The sequence below is a fragment of the Pseudescherichia sp. L3 genome (genome assembly GCF_024656065.1).
Lineage (GTDB): Bacteria > Pseudomonadota > Gammaproteobacteria > Enterobacterales > Enterobacteriaceae > Pseudescherichia.
The window spans coordinates 548,120-568,673 of the sequence record NZ_JANKYC010000001.1 but is presented as its reverse complement, the minus strand read 5'-3'; the positions used below and the strand labels follow the sequence as shown (position 1 = coordinate 568,673).

Here is a 20,554-nt window from a genome sequence, read left to right as displayed (position 1 = left end):
AGGGGATTTATGGAAACGAAACGTGACGAAAGGATCGGCCAGCTGCTACAGGCCCTGAAGCGGAGCGACAAGCTGCATCTGAAAGAGGCAGCAACGTTGCTTGGCGTGTCTGAAATGACCATTCGTCGCGATCTGAACGCCAAAAGCGCACCGGTGGTGCTGCTGGGGGGCTACCTGGTGCTGGAGCCGCGCACCGCCAGCCACTATCTGCTGAGCGATCAGAAAACGCGTCTGGTGGAGGAGAAGCGCCTCGCTGCCCGCCATGCGGCAACGCTGGTGCAGGCCCACCAGATGGTATTTTTCGACTGCGGCACCACGACGCCGTGGATTATCGACGCCATCAGCGACGAGCTGCCCTTCACTGCCGTCTGCTACGCCCTGAATACCTTTCTCGCGCTCCAGGAGAAGCCGCTCTGCCGGACGATTCTCTGCGGCGGAGAGTTCCACGCCAGCAACGGCATCTTCAACCCGCTCAACTTTAAAGAGACGCTAAACAATCTCTGTCCGGATCTCGCCTTCTATTCCGCGGCGGGCGTCCATCCGGAGATGGGCGCGACCTGCTTTAACCTTGAGGAACTGCCGGTAAAGCACTGGGCAATGAGCCGGGCGCAGTATCACGTGCTGGTGGTCGATCACAGCAAGTTTGGCAAAGTACGCCCGGCCTGCATGGGCGACCTGAGCCAGTTTGATGCTATCGCCAGCGACGTACGCCCTGACGATAGCCTCAGCGCGCTGGCAAAAGCCCAGCATATCGCCCTGCTCTACTAAGGCAGGCGGCTGGCCTACGAGAACCAGCTGCCGAACCAGCCGTGGAGTTTCATCAGCACGAAATCCCACATCCGGCTCAAGAACCCGCCCTCTTCTACCGCCTCCATGACGATCAGCGGACGCTGCTCAATGGATTTACCGTTAAGTTGGAAATCGATAGCCCCCACCACCTGGCCTTTTTTCAGCGGCGCGGTGAGCTGCGGATCGTTTAATTTCCAGGTCGCCTTCAGGTTTTTCAGCTGCCCTTTGGGAATGGTGATTGAGCCTGCCTCGCCTGCGCCAAGCTTCGCCTCGCTGCTGTCGCCAAACCACACGCGGGTAGTGGCGAAAGTGGCATCCGGCTTGATAGGGGTCACGGTTTCAAAGAAGCGGAAGCCCCAGGTGAGCAGCTTCTCTGACTCGTTAAAGCGAATACGATCGGTTTTACTGCCCAGCACGACCGAGATGAGCCGCATATCCCCCTGCGTGGCCGAGGCTACCAGGTTGTAGCCCGCCCCTTCGGTGGTGCCGGTCTTCATCCCATCGACGTTGATATTGGTGCTCCACAGCAGGCGGTTACGGTTCGGCTGGCGGATCTTGTTGAAGGTAAACTCTTTCTCTTTGTGAATGGCATACTCTTCCGGCACGTCGTGGATCAGCGCCTTGCCCAGCAGAGCCATATCGCGGGCGGTGCTGAACTGCCCCGGCGCGTCGAGGCCGTGCACCGTTTTAAAAGTGGTATTGGTCAGCCCCAGCCGCTGGGCGTAGTTGTTCATCAGGCCGACAAAGGCGTCCTGGCTCCCCGCCACGAAGTCGGCAATGGCGATGCTGGCATCGTTCCCCGACTGGATGATCACCCCTTTATTGAGATCCGCGACCGAGACCTGGTCGCCAGGCTTGAGGAACATCAGCGACGAGCCGCGCAGGGCCGGGTTGCCGGTCGCCCATGCATCTTTACCCACGGTGACCATATCAGTGAGGTGAATTTTTCCCGCCTTCAGCGCCTGGCCGGTGACGTAGCTGGTCATCAGCTTGGTCAAACTGGCCGGATCCAGCTTCTCATCGGCGTTACCTTCCGCCAGCACTTTGCCGCTGGCGTAATCCATCAGGATCCATGCCCGGGCATCAACCGCAGGGGCTGCCGGGGCCGCGACCTGCTCGGCGGCAAACAGCGAGGGAGAAAAAAGAACCACAAGCGCCGAGGCCGTAGCCAGGCTGCGGAGGGACAGAGAAAAATGCGTCATAAAGGCCACCCGAGTATCCATTCTAAAAAACCGCGTTAGCTCACCGCTACGCGCTAAACGGTGAGTAGTAACGTACAAAAGCCGTGAAGAAAACCGCCAGCTGGTAAAGTTTTTTAAAGTTTACGCAAAATCACATTCCCATGCTGCTGCGAGTGGGATTTTTTTGTTATTCGTTGCCTGAATGTTCACTTTATCTCACTATGTCAGCCATAAGGTGCTGATAACAGCGCCCGGTTGCTGACGAGAAGAAGGAGTTTTTATGATCACGCTGTGGGGCAGAAACAACTCGACTAACGTTAAAAAAGTCTTATGGACCCTGGAAGAGCTGGAGCTGCCGTATACGCAAATTCTGGCTGGCCTGGAGCACGGTCTGAACCACAGCCCGGAGTATCTGGCGCTGAATCCCAATGGGCTGGTGCCGCTGTTCCGCGACGATGAGACCGATAGCGTGCTGTGGGAGTCAAATACCATCGTGCGCTTCCTGGCAGCGCAGTATGGCCTGGGACGACTGTGGATTGAGTCACCCGCCGCCCGTGCGCAAGCAGAGAAGTGGATGGACTGGGCCAATGGCACGCTCTCCCCGGCTCACCGGGTGCTATTGATGAACCTGGTGCGCACACCGGTGGAAAAACGCGATCCGGCAGTGATTGAGGCGGGCATTGCCGCCTGCGAGCCGCTGTTTGAGATTCTGGATAACGCCCTGGCGACCTCACCCTGGCTCTCCGGCGAGGAGTTTGGCCTCGGGGATATCGCCGTTGCGCCTTTCGTCTATAGCCTGTGGAACGTAGGCCTGACGTGGACGCCACGTCCGCATATCCAGCGCTGGTATGACGCCCTCAGCGAGCGCCCCGCCTTCCGTAAAGTCGTGATGATCCCGGTAACCTAACCCGGTCTTTATTGTGCCCCTGCCGGACTCACCTTTAACAGCTCGCCGTCGGACTCGTCGGTGAGCACATAGAGGTAGCCGTCGGGGCCAACCCGCACGTCGCGGATGCGCTGGTTGCGATCGCCCAGAATGCGCCCGTCCTCGGTGACCTTATCTCCGTTTACGCTCATGACAATGACGTCCTTGTCCTTTAGCGCGCCGATAAACAGCTTGCGCTGCCACTGTGGGAAGGTCGATGCGTTATAGAACGCCATGCCGCTGACCGCCGGGGAGTTTTTCCAGTAGAACGCAGGCTGCTCGGTTCCGGCCACAATCTCCCCCTTCGCCTCGGGGATCTTCATCCCGCTGTAGTTAATGCCCCAGGTCGCCAGCGGCCAGCCGTAGTTTTTACCTCTCTGCGGGATATTAATTTCGTCGCCGCCGCGCGGGCCGTGCTCGTTCAGCCATAGCGCGTCGGTCCATGGATTCATCGCCATCCCCTGTGGGTTACGGATGCCGTAGGACCAGATCTCCTTGCGCGCGTTGGCGTTGTTGGCGAAAGGATTATCGTTTGGCACCGCGCCTTCATCGGTCAGGCGCACCACTTTCCCTTGAAGCTTATCGAGATCCTGGGCGGTAGGACGCTGATTATTTTCGCCCAGCGCAATATAGAGGTAGCCCTTGCCGTCAAAGACCAGTCGTCCGCCAAAGTGGTTGCCGGTAGAGAGCTTAGGGGTCTGGCGGAAGACCACCTTAAACGCCTCCAACCGGGAGAGATCGTCGCTTAAGCGTCCGTAGCCCACCGCCGTCCCGGCCCGGCCGTCATTACCCGCTTCGGCATAGCTCAACCACACCCGGCGCGACTGGGCAAAATCCGGGGCCAGCACAACGTCAAACAGGCCGCCCTGCCCGTTGGCCCACACTTTCGGTACGCCAGAGAGGGGATCGGATAGTCCGCTTCCCGCCTGCCAGTGGCGCAGCTGACCGCCACGCAGGGTGATAAGCATGCCTTTATCGTCGGGCAAAAAGGCCAGCGACCAGGGGTGATCGAGTTTAGTTTGTAGCACCTCGACCGCTACCGGCACAGGCGCGGCAAAAATCGAAGCGGAGAGAAACAGCGCGGGGATAGCAATTATAACGTTGCGACGCATGGGGCACTCCTTTTAGGGTCTCTGGCATAAAGGTTAGCCAGCACGAGGCCGCATGCATCGGGTTTTACAAAAGCTTTAAATTGCCTGCCTGACGCTTAAGCAGGTGAATAACCTCAGGAAAGCAGAGCGAACTCTGCTTTCCTGTAAAGGTATTTTCGCTGCCCCCGTTAAGGGCGAGCGATTATTGATTAATTCGTTGCCGCAGTTTTCATTGCCGGACGCTGCGGTATGAACCAGATAAACCCAATAATAATAAGCACCAGCGCCAGTGAGGCACTGTAGCGGCTAAGCGCCAGCCCACCCTCCGCCACCGGTTTATCCATAAAATCGCCTACGACCGCGCCCAAAGGACGGGTCAAAACAAAGGCAGCCCAGAAGAGCGCAGTGCGTGAAAGTGAGGTAAAGCGGCTGGCGGCCCAGATAATAGCCAGTGCCCCAACAAACAGCAGAATACCGCCGCCATAGCCCAGCCCTTCGCTATCTGCGGTCCAGTCACCTAATGCAGTTCCCAGCGTCTGTGAAAACATAATGGTGACCCAGTAAAAACTTTCTGTTCGTACGTTGTTTACGGAGCTCACGGCAATAGTGCCGCAGCATACACGCCATATAAGAAGAGAGAGTATCAGTAACGTACTCAGCAGCAACGTTCCGCCGAGGTAACCAATTCCCAATGAGCGATCGGCAAAGTCCGCCAGCGTCGTACCCACGGTAGTGGTGGCAATGACGGTAAACCAGTAGATCCACTTATTAAAACTGTCGCGTTTAATTTGCACCATGACAGCAATGAGAAAGATAACGGCAAAAATCAACGTACCGGTAAGGTAGCCTAGATCCATTGACATGGTCACTGCATCGCCACCGGTTTCACCCAGCGTGGTGGCTGCAATCTTGGTTAACCAAAACGCCAGGGTTACCGCAGGAACTTTACTCAGAGAAGAGGATTCTGTGAATTTATATGGCATAAAAATGCACTCCGCAAAAGCCCGGGATGGGCTAACGTAGCGCTCAGGTTAGTAGAATAGTCTTAAGACGGGATTAAGATACATGTCGATTCTTAATAAATTACGCCCCGTGAATATTTACTTAGCTGAATATACGTTTAGCCGTCGGACAATGTGAAGTGGGTAGATTATTTAACCCGTGTCCCCGTTTCGTTAATGACCTTTTCACCATCCTCTTTGGTAAAAGCGCCTTTCTGGCCTTCAGGCAGAATATCCAGCACCCTTTCTGAGGGGCGACAAAGACGTGTGCCAAGCGGCGTTACGACTATCGGTCGATTAATCAGAATCGGATACTGAAGCATAAAACCGATCAACTGCTCATCAGAAAATGCCTCTTCATCAAGGCCAAGTTGCTCATAAGGCTCAACGTTGGTACGCAATAAATCACGTACCGTTATCCCCATATCTGAAATAAGGCTAATAAGCTTATCGCGGGTCGGTGGCGTATCAAGGTAGTAAATAATAGTCGGTTCAGTACCGCTGTTACGGATCATCTCCAGCGTGTTACGTGAGGTGCCACAGGCCGGGTTGTGATAAATGGTAATATTGCTCATATCAGTATCTCATTACACAGTGACAGAGAGCCGCCACGCCAGCGCGGCCAGCGTGACGAACAGTACGGGCAGGGTCATCATAATGCCGGTGCGGAAGTAATACCCCCAGGCGATGGTCATATTTTTCTGCGCCAGCACGTGCAGCCACAGCAGGGTCGCCAGGCTGCCAATCGGGGTAATTTTGGGGCCTAAATCGCAGCCAATGACGTTAGCGTAAATCATTGCCTCTTTGACGATGCCGGTCGCTGCGCTCCCGTCAATCGACAGGGCACCAATCAGCACCGTCGGCATATTGTTCATCACCGAAGAGAGGAACGCCGTCAGGAAGCCGGTACCGAGCGTGGCTGTCCATAAGCCCCTGTCTGCCATCTGGCTCAGCACGGCGGAGAGTGTAGCGGTGAGTCCCGCATTGCGCAGGCCATAGACCACCAGGTACATACCCAGCGAGAAAATCACGATCTGCCAGGGCGCACCGCGTAATACTTTTCCTGTGTCGATCGCATGCCCTCTTTTCGCCACTACAAACAGCACCGCCGCGCCCGCTGCCGCTATCGCGCTGACGGGGATCCCCAGAGGCTCCAGAACAAAGAAACCGATCAGAAGAAGCACCAGCACAATCCAGCCTGTCCTGAACGTCGCCGGATCCTTTATCGCACTGGCGGGTGCCTTCAGGAGTGAAACGTCATAGGTCACCGGAATATCTTTCCTGAAAAAGAGATGCAGCATAACCAGCGTGGCCGCAATGGCAGCCAGGTCCACGGGTATCATGACAGAGGCGTACCGGGTGAAGCCCAGACCGAAGAAATCCGCCGAGACAATATTGACCAGGTTAGAGACAATCAGCGGCAGACTGGCGGTATCCGCAATAAACCCCGCGGCCATCACAAAGGCCAGCGTGGTCTCTTTGCTGAACCCTAATGCGAGCAGCATCGCAATCACAATCGGCGTCAGGATCAGCGCTGCGCCATCGTTGGCAAACAGCGCGGCGACGGTAGCACCAAGAAGAACAATCCAGCTAAACAGCAGCCGACCGCGCCCGTTACCCCAGCGGGCAACATGCAGGGCCGCCCATTCAAAGAAACCGGACTCATCCAGCAGCAGGCTGATAACGATCACCGCAATAAATGCCGCCGTCGCGTTCCAGACGATGTTCCAGACGACAGGGATATCATCAATGTGAATGACGCCGGTCGCCAGCGCCAGCGCGGCCCCAATGCTTGCGCTCCAGCCGATACTGAGGCCTCTGGGCTGCCAGATGACCAACACCAGCGTCAGCAAAAAAAGACTCCCTGCCAAAAGCATTCCAGACTCCATTATATATGGTTAGGTATATGTTATTGATGGTGTCAGCAGGCGGTGCAGGCCGATTTCGCCAGCCAGTGACGCACATCTTCCCGCAGACAGTGCCAGGAGGTGGCGATCGTCTCCGCCACCCACGCCGGCATGTGGGGCGACAGACGATAGTGGATCCATTTGCCTTCACGCCGGTCAAAAACCAGCTCCGCCTCGCGGAGGATTGCCATATGCCGCGAGATTTTAGGCTGGGACTGCGCGGTAACCGCACAGAGATCGCAGACACACAGCTCGCCACACTCCCGCAGAAGCATGACAATAGCGAGGCGTGTCTCATCCGACAATATTTTGAAAAGCTGAACAGGCTGTAGCATCGATCGCTCCCTCTCTCGCAGAATACACATATGTTAAATCATATATGTTGGATTGGAAATACCTCGCCGCCGCCCATTCGCTGACAGAGAAGACCGCGCCTGTTTTTAAGAGAGGTATCTTTAACCAGGGAGATAAGGGGGAGTTGCCTCCCCCCGGGGATTCAGGACTCCATTGCCAGCGGTGCTTGCTCGCTGAGGTTCTGAATACATACGTTGAGGGTTTTAAGACAGCGATCAAGCGTCTCTACGTTTACAGCAATATAGTTCGGGCAGTCATGGTGCCCACTCATTAAGCAGATACCCGCAGCGGAGAGTGCTCCCTCTGCCCGGCACAGCGCTTCACGTTCTCTGGCATCCGGCACGACATACGCATGTCGCTCCAGGCCGCGTATTTGTTTTGATAATTCAAAAAAGCTGTCACGCAGATAGTTGCTTTCGCTGACTGACATGTAACCCTTCGCCTTTCTGAGCTGGACGTACGCTGCAAGATCGATGCTGGCGTTTGCAAGTTTTCTCAGCAGGCTTCGTTTCTGTCTGTCAACGGTCATGCTAGATCCTCCCTTGTCGGCCTAATCACAAATTAAGCATAAGCTCATTTTTTGTGCAAAATTATGAGCTGGGTCAATATTTATCCAGCCTTTAACAATTTTTACAGTGCGACAACCTTCACAAAATCTAACCAATTGAGTTAGCAGTAGAGAGTCGCCGCAAACCCGTGTAAAATCGCCCGGTTTTTTCTTCTGTTTACTTTGTGAGCGTATGAGCATACAACAACCGCGTATTGGCTTTGTCTCCCTGGGCTGCCCGAAAAACCTGGTGGATTCCGAACGCATTCTTACCGAACTGCGCACCGAGGGTTATGATGTGGTGCCGCGTTACGACGATGCCGATATGGTGATCGTTAACACCTGCGGCTTTATCGATAGCGCCGTGCAGGAGTCGCTGGAGGCGATTGGCGAAGCCCTGAATGAGAACGGCAAGGTGATCGTCACCGGCTGTCTGGGGGCAAAAGTGGATCAGATCCGCGAAGTGCACCCGAAGGTGCTGGAGATCACCGGTCCGCACAGCTATGAGCAGGTTCTGGAGCACGTGCATCACTATGTGCCAAAACCAAAGCACAACCCGTTCCTGAGCCTGGTGCCGGAACAGGGCGTCAAGCTGACCCCGCGCCACTACGCCTACCTGAAAATTTCCGAAGGCTGCAACCACCGCTGCACCTTCTGCATTATTCCGTCCATGCGTGGCGATCTCGACAGCCGTCCGATTGGCGACGTGCTGGCCGAGGCCAAGCGTCTGGTTGACGCGGGCGTGAAAGAGCTGCTGGTTATCTCGCAGGACACCTCCGCCTACGGCGTTGACGTTAAGCACCGCACCGGCTTCTACAACGGCTCGCCGGTGAAAACCAGCATGGTCAGCCTGTGCGAAGAGCTGTCTAAGCTCGGCGTGTGGGTGCGTCTGCACTACGTCTACCCTTACCCGCACGTTGACGACGTCATCCCGCTGATGGCCGAAGGCAAGATCCTGCCGTATCTGGATATCCCGATGCAGCACGCCAGTCCGCGCATCCTCAAGCTGATGAAGCGCCCAGGCTCGGTGGATCGTCAGCTGGCCCGCATCAAGCAGTGGCGTGAAGTCTGCCCTGAGCTGACCCTGCGCTCGACCTTTATCGTCGGCTTCCCTGGTGAAACCGAGGAAGATTTCCAGATGCTGCTCGACTTCCTCGTTGAAGCGCGTCTGGACCGCGTGGGCTGCTTCAAATACAGTCCGGTGGAAGGTGCGACCGCTAACGAATTACCGGATCAGGTGCCGGAAGAGATAAAAGAAGAGCGCTGGAACCGCTTCATGCAGCTGCAGCAGCAGATCTCTGCCGAGCGTCTGCAGGAGAAGGTGGGCCGTGAGATCCTGGTGATTATCGATGAAGTCGATGAAGAAGGCGCGATTGGCCGCAGCATGGCCGATGCCCCGGAGATCGACGGCGCGGTCTACCTCAACGGCGAAACCAACGTGAAGCCGGGCGACGTTGTCCGCGTGAAGGTTGAAAACGCCGACGAATACGACCTGTGGGGTACCCGGGTTTAATCGACCCTGTGCATAACGCCTGATGGCGCTGCGCTTATCAGGCCTACAAAACTCCAGGCCCGGCAAGCTTGCGCCGCCGGGCGTTCGTTCTATTAATACTCGAACTGCCGGTAGTAGCGGCGAATATCGAGACTGTGGCCGGTGTAGTGCTCAAAATGGGCCGCCAGTCGATCCACCAGCAGCGTCGATGCTACGCAAGGGGCAAGGATCCCGCGAAACGCATCATCAATCCCATCAAGGGCATAGTCCCGCGGATCAATCACCACCAGATGGTCCGTGATCTTCGCTGCAAAACGCTCAACCCGCTCATCCAGCGCCCGACATTTCCCCTCCCCCTTCACCAGAAACAGCGGGACCTCTTTCTCCAGCAGCTCCAGCGTGCCGTGGAAAAACTCGGCTGAGGTGACGGATTTGGTGCGTTTCCACTGCATCTCCTCGAGAATACACATTGAGAAGAGATAGACTTCGCCCCACATCTCCGCGCCGCCAATCCACATCATATAGTCGCTGGTGTGGTATTTACGCGCGATGTCATCTGCCTGTGGATCAAACTTTATTTTCGCCTGTAACAGGTTCTCCGGTAATAACTCCAGCTGGCTGGCAAAACGGTCATAGTCTGCAAATTCACCGTTACGGTTAACCAGACGGAAAAAGAACCAGTAGAGCAGCATATACTCATATTCCACGCCGTTTTTGTGGCGCATCGGAATATGCCAGCCTGCCGCGCTGGCCAGCGGCGAGTCGCTGTTTTTGGTAATGGCGACAACGCGGATCCCCTGCGCCTTACACCATTCGGCAAGCTCTACGGACTCTTTGGTATCACCGGATTTAGAGAGCGTGACCACCACCGATTGCTTAGTTAATTTCTTATGGCCGGTATGAATTAACTCCGCGGCCTGCTCAAGGTAAACCGGCAGCGTGGTCATCTCTTTGGCAAAGGCATTAATAGCCATCATTGGTGCCAGAGAGCCCCCGACCGACGCAAAAAATAGGGCATCATATTCCTGCTGAAATATCTCATCAGCGGCCTGCTCAGCCTGTTTACGCGCAGCAACGATCTCACGAGCACTCGTCAGGTACTCGTCCTGATTAAAACCCAACATATTTTCTCTCCTGATTAATTAGATCTTACTTTTTAATACGCGGTCAAAGTCATCAAAAATACGCACCGAAAGATCGATCCCTTTGGCACACGCCGTACGCCAGGCCAGCACCTGCATCGGCACAATCAGCAGCAGCGAGGCGAGGTCGTGCTCAAGCGGGAAGTTAAGGGCCAGCGTCTGGGGATCCTGTGCCTCGCTCAGGGTTACCAGGAAGGACTGGTTTACCGCCGGCGTCATGTAGTCCCGCAGCGCCCGCAGGCGTCTGTCTGGCGCATCCTCAATAAAAAACATCACGTGCTGGGCATTGGCTTCCAGATAGGGGCCGTGCATGTAGGCCTCCAGCTCAAAGCCGCTGGACGGCACGCGAACCGTTTCGGTGAACTTGGTCTCAAACTCTTTTGCCACGCCGGTCAACGCCCCGTAGCCGATAGCCACAAAACGCGTCCCGTTTTGCAAGGTGGCCTGATGGCGATCGAAAAACGCCTCCGTCTGGGCTATCGCCTGAGGAATGGCGGCGGCGAGCTGGCTTAGCTGATGCAGCGTAGCCTGCGCCTCTTCGTCCGCAATCTGCTTTTGCGCCCGGGCGAGGGTAAGCGCAATCAGCAGCAGGTTCAGCACCGTGGCGCTGAAACCCCGGGTGACGAAGCCCACCTGCTCGATGCCGGTATTGATATCCAGCACGTAATCGCTGCCCTTGCCGATGGGGCTTTGCGGATCTGAAGTCAGGGCAAATACCGGTAGCCCCGCCGCCTGAACCTTCTCCATTGCCGCCAGCGTCGAGGCACTCTTGCCGCTCTGGGATACAGCAATCACCAGATCGGTGTGCGGATCGACGGTTTCATAGTGGACAAAGTTATACGGCTCTTTGATCTCCACCCGCAGACCGTAGCGCCGCTCGAAAAGATCCCGCGCGCAGAGGGCGGCGTTAAACGAGGAGCCGGTCGCCAGCAGCAGCAGGCGCTGCACCGGGCGCTCGCGGGCAAAGGCCTCAATCGCCGCCAGGCTATGCCGATGCTCGCGGAGGATCGTCTCCAGCGCCGCGGGCTCCTCTTCGATATAGGTCATCATGGTTGGTAACATAATGGTAGGTAACATAGGTTTCTCCAGTTAAAACAGGCCAATCCACGAGCCGAAAATGCCCACCAGCGCCATCCCACCGATAATAGTGAGCGGTTTTACCCTGCGGCCCAGCAGCCAGTAGACGATGCCAAAGCTGATGAGCGGCAGCAGGCAGGGCATGACGTTGTTGATAATGTCCTGTACCTCGGTCTTCGCCTCTCCCGTGCCAAAGCTGATGGGGATAGTGATGTTGATCATCGAGGCGGTCATCGCCCCCACCACCATCAGCCCCATTATCGATGCGCCGTAGGTCAGGCTCTCCATCATGCCGCTCTGCTGAACGCGCTGAAGCACCCCGGTACCGAGCACGTAGCCCCAGCGGGTAAAGAACCAGCGCACCAGAATGTGCGGGACGTTAAACACCAGCAGAAAGAGGATCGGCCCGAGAATACTGCCCTGCAGCGCCAGGCTGGTGCCGATCCCCGTCGCGATCAGGCGTAGCGTGCCCCAGAAAAAGGAGTCGCCTAATCCCGCCAGCGGTCCCATTAGTGACGCCTTTACGTTATCAATCGCCCCGGCATCGATGGTTTTCTGCTGGCTGTTCTTCTCCTCCATCGCGGTGGTAATGCCCAGCAGCAGGGTGACGATGTGCGGCGTGGTGTTAAAGAACACCAGGTGACGCTTCAGGGCAATCCTGAGATCCTCTTTCTGCGGATAGAGCTTTTTCAGCACCGGAATGAGGGTGTAGACAAAGGCCAGGTTCATCTGCCGCTCGTAGTTCCAGGAGAACTCCATCTGGAAGGAGCGCCAAAAGACGCGGCGCAGATCCCGGGCGGTGATGACCTTCTCATCCTGCAGGTCAGGCAGGGTCTCTTCAGAAATCATCTTCGTCGTCATGGCTGACTCCTTGCTCTGTGGTGGCGCGAGGCGTGGTAAAGGCGGTGACGTTGACCATAATCACGGCCACGATAGCGCCGAGGATCGCAATGCCGGTGACCGGAATTTTCAGATAGGCCATCAGGACAAAGCCGAGGAAAAAGTAAGGCGCGACCTTTTTGTTGATCAGCAGCCGGGCCAGCATGGCAAAGCCCAGCGCCGGAATAATGCCCGTTGCCACGCTCAGGCCGTGCTTAATAAACTCCGGAATGGCGTCCAGCAGGGACTTGACCGCGCTGCTGCCCACCAGGAAGGAGACGGTCACCACCGTGGCCAGCATCAGCGACAGGCCAAACCCGGCGATCAGGTGCATCCGCTCTATGCCACGGGTATCAGCCTCGTCGGCATAGGCATCGGCCTTCTGGTTGAGCATTGGGATAAACATCCCGAGATAGACGTTTTTTAACACCAGCGTCAGGGTGGCGATGGGCAGTCCCAGCAGCAGCGCCGTTTCAGTCCCCGCGCCGGAGGTGATGGCGAACGCCACGCCCAGCACGCCACCGGTCACGACGTCCGGCGGAATGGATGCGCCCACGGAGAAGGAGCCGATAAAAGCCAGCTCCAGCGTCGCGCCCATGATAATGCCTGTCTGGACATCACCCAGCACCAGACCGGTTAATAAGCCGGTGACAATGGGCCGGGATATTAACGAGGTGCCCAGGGCATATTCCGACTGGGCGATAAACGCCACCAGTCCGAGTAAAAGTGCCTCTACCATAGTCAATCCTCAGGAATTACAAACATTCCGTTATGAGCTGCTTGCGATCGTTGGGAACCTGGCGGATCTCAATTTCAACCCCCTGTTCCACCAGTTCATTGAGCCTGGTAATTTCGTCAGGCAGCAGATTCACCGCCTTCGAGATATTTCTGCTGCCCTCTTTGGCCTTTATTCCGCCGAGATTGATACTTTTAATTTCCGGTATCTCGCGGGCCAGGCGCCAGGCATCCTCTACCGACTCCACGACGATAAACAGCGTATATTTGTCGGTAACGCCGCTTTTAATGGCTTCTATCGAGTCAGCGATATTCTTAATTACCAGCTTCACCGACGGCGGCTTAGCCAGCTTGATGGTGGTTTTACGCAGCTCGTCATTAGGGACGCTGTCGTTAGCAATCAGAATGCAGTCTGCACCCACGTATTGCGTCCATGAGAACGCCACCTGGCCGTGCAATAAACGATGGTCTACCCGCACTAACGTAATCATCCTGTTTCCTCCCTCTTAGAAATCTTTATCCGCCTGCATTGCGCTGGAGATGGTGTAGTTACAGTATTGAATGCTCTCCCGGGAGCTTATTAACGCCTCCTCGATAAGCTTCCCGGTATCAGGCTCGTCGCTGGAAATAAGCAGATCGATCACCAGCGGCAGATTGAGGCCCGCCACCAGATGGAAACGGGGCCGCTGCAGAAAACGAACAAATTCGTTATTTACGCTGCCAGCGAAGATATCGGTGATGACCACCACTTCGTCTTCATCAGGGATCTGCTGCATTAACTCCGTGACCTGCTCGGTTAAATCCCGCTGCTCCTCAACGTAGGCGCAGAGCGTCGAAATATCCGCCTGTTTACCGAGGATCAGCTCAACAGAGTCGAGCACGCCCCGGGCAAGGGTGCCATGGCTGGCAAATATGTAGTGTCGTTTCATCCTGTCCTCGAAAATGCGTTCCACTACCGGAGGTATTGCAACCGGCGTGCCACGAAAAAGTGGCGTACGATAAAATGCGCCACGACAGGAGAGTGTGAGGGTTAAAACTCTTGATCTTGCTGAATAAATTCCGTTTCCAGCGTGAGAATATTATGGATGTAACAAAGTTCTACTGCGGGGATTTTGACACTATAACTGCTCTCAATGACACTAAAGGCCTGCTTAATATCGGCCAGCTCGCTTTCCGGACACTGCCGTCCCGAATAGCTGGCAGGAGAGGCATTACGGATCAGCCGCTCTATCAGGCAGCTAATGTGTACGTAGAGCGCCACCTTGCGGTCGTTGGGGATCTGGCAGCCAGCCAGATGCTCATAGCGCAGGACAAACTGCTCCACCTGGTTGAGCACCTTGCTGGTGTCGAGAATAGTGACCGACTCAATCACCCGTCGCAGGGAGAAGTTCTTCAGCAGCAGGTTGTTGATCTCGTCGATCTGCTCAGGCGTAGCAATATCGCCAAAGATACGCATCAGCTGGCCGTGGCCGTCCCCGGCGATCAGCGAATCCAGCGAGATCCACGGCACGGCGGGCAGGTGCGGATCAAAGGTGCCGACCACGGCCAGCATCTCGTAGCGATTAAACGCCAGCGCGCTCTCCTGCCCGTTGCTGAGCGTGTCGTAGTCGCAGGCGATGACATCAATGCCCAACGTCTCCGGGATACTGGCCTTCAGCAGCGCGCAGAGATTGGTTGCCGCGCCAAGGCCGGTGACGCAGGTGGTGAGGATCACCCGGGGGCGATTGGCCTGCGGCCAGAAGATCTGATGCTCAACCGGCAGATCGCCGCTGACCTCGCGAGCAATATCCTCAATCATATCGCCGCGTAAAATCCGCTCGCCTACGTAGAGCGCCATGCTGGTAGAGACGTTATTGACGATCGCCACCGGCGTTGCGACCCGGCGCTGGAAATGGTGATGGATAGCGTTGAGCGATCCCATATCGACGAGGATGATGACGCCCGAGGCCAGGGTATTGCTCTCGATGTAGTCCATCACCTGACGGGCAATGGCCTCCGGGGTGACATCCAGCGGCATATCAAAAGATTCAAACAGGTGATTTTTTAACAGCCGATTGGCGACGTTAGCAATGCTGCTGGCAGTGGCGTAGCCGTGGGCGAGGATCACGGCGCGGGTAACGTGCGGCTGGCTGACGGCTCCGGACTGATGCAGCCATAGCACCAGCAGCAGCGCATCGATCCGCTGCGGTTCGATATCCAGCTTCTGCGCCAGCGCAGTAATGATCGCCTGGCAAAAGCGGTAGAGCAGCGGGTACTTCTGGGCGAGAAAATCGTCGAGGCTGCGGATCCGCTCCTGGCTCAGGCGAGAGGGCGTGCTCCGCGAGCGGTGCACCAGATAGTGGCTCAGGGCGTAGATGCAGTTGCCGTTAAACTGAATGTTGAACTGCTTCTCCAGGCGGTAGAACTCCTCGCGCACCTGCTGGGTGGTCAGGAGCAGCATCGGCGAGTCTGTGGCGTCGCGATTATCGAAAATAAGCCGGTCGAAAAGCCCCTCGATCGCCTCCCCCATGCGCTTGCGGGCCTCTTCCCAATCCGCGTGGCCGCTCATCCACTGCTCGTAGAGCGCCAGCACCTGGCACTGGGCGTCATAGATCACGCCCCGGGTAGGATCGCGGGAGCGCAGGAGCCACACCAGGCTGGTCTGCGGCTCGACGATCAGGTTCTCCTCTGCCGCCAGCGGTTCGCCAGAGGCGGGAATGGCCGCGGCAATCTTCTCCGGCAGATGCTGAATGCCCACGACCAGCTCCTCGCCGCCCCGCTGCTTGGCCCACGATGCCGCCACCGTGTACTTCACGGCGTTCTTCAGCTCGCCGACGTTGCCCCGATAGACAAAGTGGTTCAGGACCTGCATCAGCCGGGGGGTCAACGCCAGACGCACCGCCAGCTTTTTCGCCTCCTGCCAGAAAAAGAGCAGGATCAGCGCCTCCTTCTCCTGCCGGGAGCGGCTTTGCAGATCGGGCAGCGTCACCAGAATGGGGATACGGCGTAAAAAGGTGGTTAAAAAGGTGCTGTGCAGCTCCTCGGTGGTGGCGAAAACCAGCCGCGTTGAAACCTGGCGGCCTTGTGCGGTCTCCCCGACCCGGTAGATCTCTTTGCGGTCGAGCCAGGTAAAGAGCTTCTCCTGCCCCTCGGCGTTGAGCCGGTGCACCTCGTCGAGGAAGAGCATACCGCCGTTGGCCGCCTCAAAGGCCCCCTGGCGATCCGTCTGCGCTCCGGTAAACGCGCCTTTGGCATAGCCAAACAGGTTAGCCGCCAGCAGCTCCGGGTTGCTGGCATACTGGGCGCAGTTAAAGCTGATGAAAGGCGCATCGTCCGCCAGCAGCCCCTCGGAGATAGCAAACTCGTGCATCAGATTCGCCATATAGCTTTTGCCCGTGCCGCTGTCGCCGGTAATCAGCAGCGGCAGGCCACCGTCCGGATAAAAGAGTGCCGTTTTAAGCTGCTCAATAGGCTTTTTCAGGCTCTCATCGTGACCGATAAGCAGCGAAAAGTGATCGGGGCGTTCCGGCTCGGGTCCGCCGTCGCCGAGCAGCTGGGCAACACTCTCATACTCATTGGCGGCCAGGGGGAAAAACTGCTGGCTGAAGGTTTTTTTATGCAGAAAGTAGACCGGGCGGGTGTTGATCTTCACCAGCACACCCTGGGCAACAAGCTGGTTCAGATAGTGGCTGGCGGTGTTTCTCTTCAGCGAAAAGCGCTGCGCCAGATAGCTGGCGGTAAACACCTCGCTCAGCTTTTCCGGATCGAAAAAGTCAGTTTGATTTGCCAAAAACGTCAGTAATTCATCGCGCATTGCTTTCCCCTTAATGCCTCGTTCTGCGAGTATGATGCCCGCAAACCGAGACCGCCGGGGAAAGCAACGGCGTCGAATTTATGCTTTTGTGGGGATGCGCACAGAATGCCCGGTGGCGCTTCGCTTACGCGGGCCTACAAACTCGCACCGTACCCAGCGTAGGCCGGGCAAGCGTAGCGCCGCCCGGCATTAACCTCAGCCCTTTATCTTCGGATCCAGCGCGTCCCGCAGGCCGTCGCCCAGCAGGTTAAAGGCCAGCACGGTGAGGAAGATCGCCAGGCTCGGGAAGAGTGCCACGTGCGGGGCGATAACCATATCCGCTCGCGCCTCGTTGAGCATGGCCCCCCACTCCGGGGTCGGCGGCTGCGCGCCTAAACCAAGAAACGAGAGGCTGGCAGCGGAGATAATCGAGGTGCCGATGCGCATGGTGAAGTAGACCACGATAGATGAGATGGTTCCCGGCAGAATGTGGCGGAACAGGATAGTGGCATCGCTTGCGCCAATGCTGCGCGCCGACTCGATAAAGGTCTGCTGCTTGAGCACCAGCGTGTTGCCGCGCACCAGCCGGGCAAAGGCCGGCACTGAGAAGACCGCTACGGCGATAATCACGTTAGACATGCCGCTGCCCATCACCGCCACCACCGCAATCGCCAGCAGAATGCCGGGAAAGGCAAACAGCACGTCGCAGATGCGCATGATAATGCGATCCCACCAGCCCTCGTAGTACCCCGCCAGCAGGCCGAGCACCGTGCCGATCGCAGCCCCAATCAGCACCGCCAGCACCCCGGCGGCCAGCGAGATCTGCGCCCCGACCAGCACGCGGCTAAAGATATCCCGCCCGAGCGAGTCAACGCCGAACCAGTGCACCATCGACGGCCCGTCGTTGAGCCGGTCGTAGTCGAAGTAGTTCTCGGCATCGAAGGGCACGATCCACGGCGCGAGCGCAGCGACGATAATCAGCAGCAGCACGAACAGCCCTGCGGCCATCGCCATCGGCTGACGGCGAAACCGCCGCCAGAACTCATGCCACGGGGTGCGGATACGCGCCGGCTTGATCCCCGGCAGGGTATTTAATAGTGCCTGGCGACGCCAGTTTAAAAGTCGCATCCTTACTTGTACCTGATAGCCGGGTTAATGGCGGCATAGAGCATATCCACCACTAAGTTGATAAGAATAAACTCCAGCGAGAAGAGCAGCACTTCGGCCTGGATCACCGGATAGTCGCGCATCTCCACCGAGTCCACCAGCAGACGGCCAAGGCCGGGCCAGTTAAAGACCTTTTCGACCACAATCGAGCCGCCGAGCAGGAAGCCAAACTGCAGGCCCATCATGGTCACCACCGGGATCATGGCGTTGCGCAGGCCATGCTTGAGGATCACCCACTTCTCGCTCACCCCTTTGGCACGCGCGGTGCGCATGTAGTCCTCGTTGAGCACGTCAACAAAGGAGGCGCGGGTAAAGCGCGCCATCACCGCCGCCACCGCCGCGCCGAGGGTTACCGACGGTAGAACGTAGTGTCGCCAGCTATCCGCCCCCACCGTGGGCAGCCAGCCCAGCTCAACGGAGAAGACCTGCATCAGCAGCATGCCGAGGGCAAAGGCCGGAAACGAAATACCGGTCACCGCCAGCGCCATGCCGATGCGATCCGGCCAGCGGTTGCGCCAGACCGCGGCGACAATGCCCGCGGCGAGGCCGAACAGCATTGCCCAGACCATGCTGGCAATGGTGAGCCAGAAGGTGGGCATGAAACGGCTGGCGATCTCCTCTGCCACCGGACGTCGGGAGACCATCGACATGCCAAAGTCGCCCTGCAACACGTTGCTGATGTAGTGCCAGAACTGCTGCCACAGCGGCTGGTCAAGGCCCAGCTGCTGGCGCACCAGCGCCACCACCTGCGCATCGGCCTCGGGTCCGGCAATCAGCCGCGCTGGATCCCCCGGCAGCATATGCACGAACAGAAACACCAGCACGGCCACAATCAGCAGCGTGGGGATCAGGCCGAGCAGGCGTTTAAAAAAATAGTTAAGCATCTTCTACCCTGTTGCTGGCCCCCGCCGCGCTGGACGGAGGCCATGCACGACTATTTTAAGTCTGCGTCGTCAAAGCTAAAGCCGGTATCCGGCATGATATAAAAACCGCTTAGATCTTTATTGTGTGCGGAAACCAGTTTCTCTACCACCAGCGGCACCCACGGCGACTCTTTCCAGATGGTATCCTGCGCCGCCTTATAGTGCTGCGCCTTCTCCTCGTTGCTGGTGGTCTTCAGCGCGGCGGCGAGATCCTTATCAACCTGCGGATTGCTGTAGAACGCGGTGTTGAACAGGGTTGGCGGCCAGTTCTGCGAGGCGAACAGCGGCGACAGCGCCCAGTCCGCTTCGCCGGTCGACGCCGACCAGCCGGTGTAGAACATCCTCACGCCGCTCTCTTTCTGCCCCTTGCCCTCAACTTCGGCGGCACGCTGCCCGGCATCCATCGCCGTGACCTGCGCTTTGATGCCAACCTGGGCCAGCTGCTGCTGGGTAAACTGCAGCACCTTCTGGGCGGTACTGTGGTTATGGGAAGACCACAGCGTGGTGGTGAACCCGTTCGGGTAGCCCGCCTCTTTCAGCAGCGCCCGCGCCTTGGCCGGATCGTAGGGCCACGGCTGGTAGCTCTGGGCGTAGGCAATAGACGGCGGCACGATGCCGGTGGCCGGAGTGGCGTAGCCAGCAAAGGCGACCTTCACCAGCGCCTGGCGGTTGATGGCGTAGTTGATCGCCTCGCGCACCTTCGGATTATCAAACGGCTTCTGCGTTACGTTGAGGCTGATGTAGCGCTGCATGATTGACGGGCTGGCGACCAGCTCCAGCCTGGGGTTCTTCTTCAGTACGGCGGCCTGCTCGTAGGGGATCGGGAAGGCAAACTGCGCCTCGCCGGTCTGAAGCATCGCCGCGCGGGTGTTGTTGTCCACCACCGGACGCCAGGTGATGGTATCCAGCTTCGGCAGACCCTCCTGCCAGTAGCCAGCAAACTTCTTCACCTTCACAAAGTCAGTCTGGTTCCAGGTCTCCAGCGCGTACGGGCCGGTGCCCACCGGGTGGAAGCCAATCTCTTTGCCATACTTTTTCAGCGCGGCGGGAGAGATCATCGCCGTGGCCGGATGGGCGAGAATATTAATAAACGCCGAGAAGGGCTGCGTGAGGGTGATCTTCACCGTCGTGGGATCCACCGCCTCGGTTTTAGCGATATTTTTGTAGAGGTTATAGCGCTTCAGCCCGCTCTCTTTATTGCTGGCGCGGTCGAGGTTGGCCTTTACCGCCTCGGCGTTAAAGTCGGTGCCGTCCTGGAACTTGACGCCGCTGCGCAGCTTAATGGTATAAACCAGCCCGTCGTCAGAGACGGTGTAGCTCTCGGCAAGGACGTTTTGCAGCTTCATGTCTTTATCAAGACCAAACAGCCCCTGATAGAACGACTTCGCTACCGCCTGGGAGAGCGTGTCGTTTGCGTCATAGGGATCGAGCGTGGTGAAGTTCGACCCGACGGCCACCACCACGTCTTTGGCAGCGAAGGCGGGTGCCACGGCGAGCGCGGCGGCAACGCCTAGCGCCAGTCGCCATTTACGCGCAACAAATTGTGTCATCTTATTCTCCTGAAGTTCCCTG

At 57.5% G+C, this 20,554-nt stretch carries 20 protein-coding genes; 3 read left to right on the top strand and 17 right to left on the bottom strand.

Annotated elements, in window-relative coordinates; translation table 11 throughout:
- Nucleotides 1–9: 9 nt before the first annotated feature.
- Complete coding sequence (gene deoR, locus NR795_RS02785; protein WP_144813146.1) at nucleotides 10–768, top strand: DNA-binding transcriptional repressor DeoR; 759 nt, start codon at nucleotides 10–12, stop codon at nucleotides 766–768.
- Nucleotides 769–782: 14 nt separating this feature from the next.
- Here deoR and dacC read toward each other — a convergent pair whose 3' ends face one another.
- Nucleotides 783–1,991, bottom strand: coding sequence for a serine-type D-Ala-D-Ala carboxypeptidase (gene dacC, locus NR795_RS02780; protein ID WP_238083985.1), 1,209 nt, complete (start codon nucleotides 1,989–1,991; stop codon nucleotides 783–785).
- 259 nt (nucleotides 1,992–2,250) lie between these two features.
- On the opposite strand from dacC, the gene NR795_RS02775 reads away from it, so the two are divergent.
- Entirely contained in the window at nucleotides 2,251–2,877 is a 627-nt protein-coding gene (locus NR795_RS02775; RefSeq protein ID WP_238083983.1) for a glutathione S-transferase family protein, read from the top strand.
- Nucleotides 2,878–2,885: 8 nt separating this feature from the next.
- Here NR795_RS02775 and NR795_RS02770 read toward each other — a convergent pair whose 3' ends face one another.
- The 6 genes from NR795_RS02770 to NR795_RS02745 all read right to left on the bottom strand — a co-directional run bounded on the left by NR795_RS02770 (nucleotide 2,886) and on the right by NR795_RS02745 (nucleotide 7,777).
- A complete protein-coding gene (locus NR795_RS02770; RefSeq protein ID WP_238083982.1) occupies nucleotides 2,886–4,007 on the bottom strand; it encodes a PQQ-dependent sugar dehydrogenase in 1,122 nt (373 codons plus the stop codon).
- A 188-nt stretch (nucleotides 4,008–4,195) separates the two neighbouring features.
- Nucleotides 4,196–4,969: a hypothetical protein gene (locus tag NR795_RS02765; protein WP_144813159.1), complete on the bottom strand. Its 774-nt coding sequence runs from the start codon at nucleotides 4,967–4,969 to the stop codon at nucleotides 4,196–4,198.
- A gap of 167 nt (nucleotides 4,970–5,136) precedes the next feature.
- Nucleotides 5,137–5,562 (bottom strand): glutaredoxin-dependent arsenate reductase, encoded by a 426-nt coding sequence (arsC, locus tag NR795_RS02760; RefSeq protein ID WP_144813163.1) that lies wholly within the window; start codon nucleotides 5,560–5,562, stop codon nucleotides 5,137–5,139.
- Between the two features lie 12 nt (nucleotides 5,563–5,574).
- Nucleotides 5,575–6,864: an arsenic transporter gene (locus tag NR795_RS02755; RefSeq protein WP_238083977.1), complete on the bottom strand. Its 1,290-nt coding sequence runs from the start codon at nucleotides 6,862–6,864 to the stop codon at nucleotides 5,575–5,577.
- Between the two features lie 44 nt (nucleotides 6,865–6,908).
- The gene (locus NR795_RS02750) at nucleotides 6,909–7,229 is read right to left on the bottom strand and encodes a metalloregulator ArsR/SmtB family transcription factor (RefSeq protein WP_257757034.1); all 321 of its coding nucleotides are present in this window, start codon (nucleotides 7,227–7,229) and stop codon (nucleotides 6,909–6,911) included.
- Between the two features lie 161 nt (nucleotides 7,230–7,390).
- A complete protein-coding gene (locus NR795_RS02745) occupies nucleotides 7,391–7,777 on the bottom strand; it encodes a biofilm formation regulator BssR (protein ID WP_144813173.1) in 387 nt (128 codons plus the stop codon).
- 211 nt (nucleotides 7,778–7,988) lie between these two features.
- Here NR795_RS02745 and rimO point away from each other — a divergent pair, with 211 nt between their 5' ends.
- Nucleotides 7,989–9,308, top strand: a complete 1,320-nt coding sequence (gene rimO / locus NR795_RS02740; protein WP_144813176.1) for a 30S ribosomal protein S12 methylthiotransferase RimO — start codon at nucleotides 7,989–7,991, stop codon at nucleotides 9,306–9,308.
- A 92-nt stretch (nucleotides 9,309–9,400) separates the two neighbouring features.
- Here the strand turns inward: rimO and NR795_RS02735 are convergent, their stop codons facing one another.
- The 10 genes from NR795_RS02735 to gsiB all read right to left on the bottom strand — a co-directional run bounded on the left by NR795_RS02735 (nucleotide 9,401) and on the right by gsiB (nucleotide 20,532).
- Complete coding sequence (locus tag NR795_RS02735; protein WP_257757033.1) at nucleotides 9,401–10,411, bottom strand: SIS domain-containing protein; 1,011 nt, start codon at nucleotides 10,409–10,411, stop codon at nucleotides 9,401–9,403.
- Nucleotides 10,412–10,429: 18 nt separating this feature from the next.
- Complete coding sequence (locus NR795_RS02730) at nucleotides 10,430–11,491, bottom strand: SIS domain-containing protein (protein WP_257758262.1); 1,062 nt, start codon at nucleotides 11,489–11,491, stop codon at nucleotides 10,430–10,432.
- Nucleotides 11,492–11,518: 27 nt separating this feature from the next.
- Nucleotides 11,519–12,367 carry a PTS system mannose/fructose/sorbose family transporter subunit IID gene (locus NR795_RS02725; RefSeq protein ID WP_257757032.1) on the bottom strand — a complete coding sequence of 283 codons (849 nt, stop codon included), beginning with the start codon at nucleotides 12,365–12,367 and terminating at the stop codon, nucleotides 11,519–11,521.
- On the bottom strand, nucleotides 12,345–13,124 hold the full coding sequence (locus NR795_RS02720; RefSeq protein WP_042395415.1) for a PTS mannose/fructose/sorbose/N-acetylgalactosamine transporter subunit IIC: 780 nt from the start codon (nucleotides 13,122–13,124) through the stop codon (nucleotides 12,345–12,347). The genes NR795_RS02725 and NR795_RS02720 overlap by 23 nt, the downstream gene beginning before the upstream one ends.
- Before the next feature lie 16 nt (nucleotides 13,125–13,140).
- Nucleotides 13,141–13,611 carry a PTS sugar transporter subunit IIB gene (locus NR795_RS02715; protein WP_144813189.1) on the bottom strand — a complete coding sequence of 157 codons (471 nt, stop codon included), beginning with the start codon at nucleotides 13,609–13,611 and terminating at the stop codon, nucleotides 13,141–13,143.
- Between the two features lie 15 nt (nucleotides 13,612–13,626).
- Nucleotides 13,627–14,049: a PTS sugar transporter subunit IIA gene (locus tag NR795_RS02710; RefSeq protein WP_144813192.1), complete on the bottom strand. Its 423-nt coding sequence runs from the start codon at nucleotides 14,047–14,049 to the stop codon at nucleotides 13,627–13,629.
- Between the two features lie 101 nt (nucleotides 14,050–14,150).
- Nucleotides 14,151–16,913, bottom strand: a complete 2,763-nt coding sequence (locus NR795_RS02705; RefSeq protein WP_257757031.1) for a sigma 54-interacting transcriptional regulator — start codon at nucleotides 16,911–16,913, stop codon at nucleotides 14,151–14,153.
- A gap of 195 nt (nucleotides 16,914–17,108) precedes the next feature.
- The gene (gene gsiD, locus NR795_RS02700) at nucleotides 17,109–18,020 is read right to left on the bottom strand and encodes a glutathione ABC transporter permease GsiD (protein ID WP_257757030.1); all 912 of its coding nucleotides are present in this window, start codon (nucleotides 18,018–18,020) and stop codon (nucleotides 17,109–17,111) included.
- A gap of 2 nt (nucleotides 18,021–18,022) precedes the next feature.
- A complete protein-coding gene (gene gsiC / locus NR795_RS02695; protein ID WP_144813204.1) occupies nucleotides 18,023–18,943 on the bottom strand; it encodes a glutathione ABC transporter permease GsiC in 921 nt (306 codons plus the stop codon).
- 50 nt (nucleotides 18,944–18,993) lie between these two features.
- Entirely contained in the window at nucleotides 18,994–20,532 is a 1,539-nt protein-coding gene (gene gsiB, locus NR795_RS02690) for a glutathione ABC transporter substrate-binding protein GsiB (RefSeq protein WP_257757029.1), read from the bottom strand.
- Nucleotides 20,533–20,554: the final 22 nt, after the last annotated feature.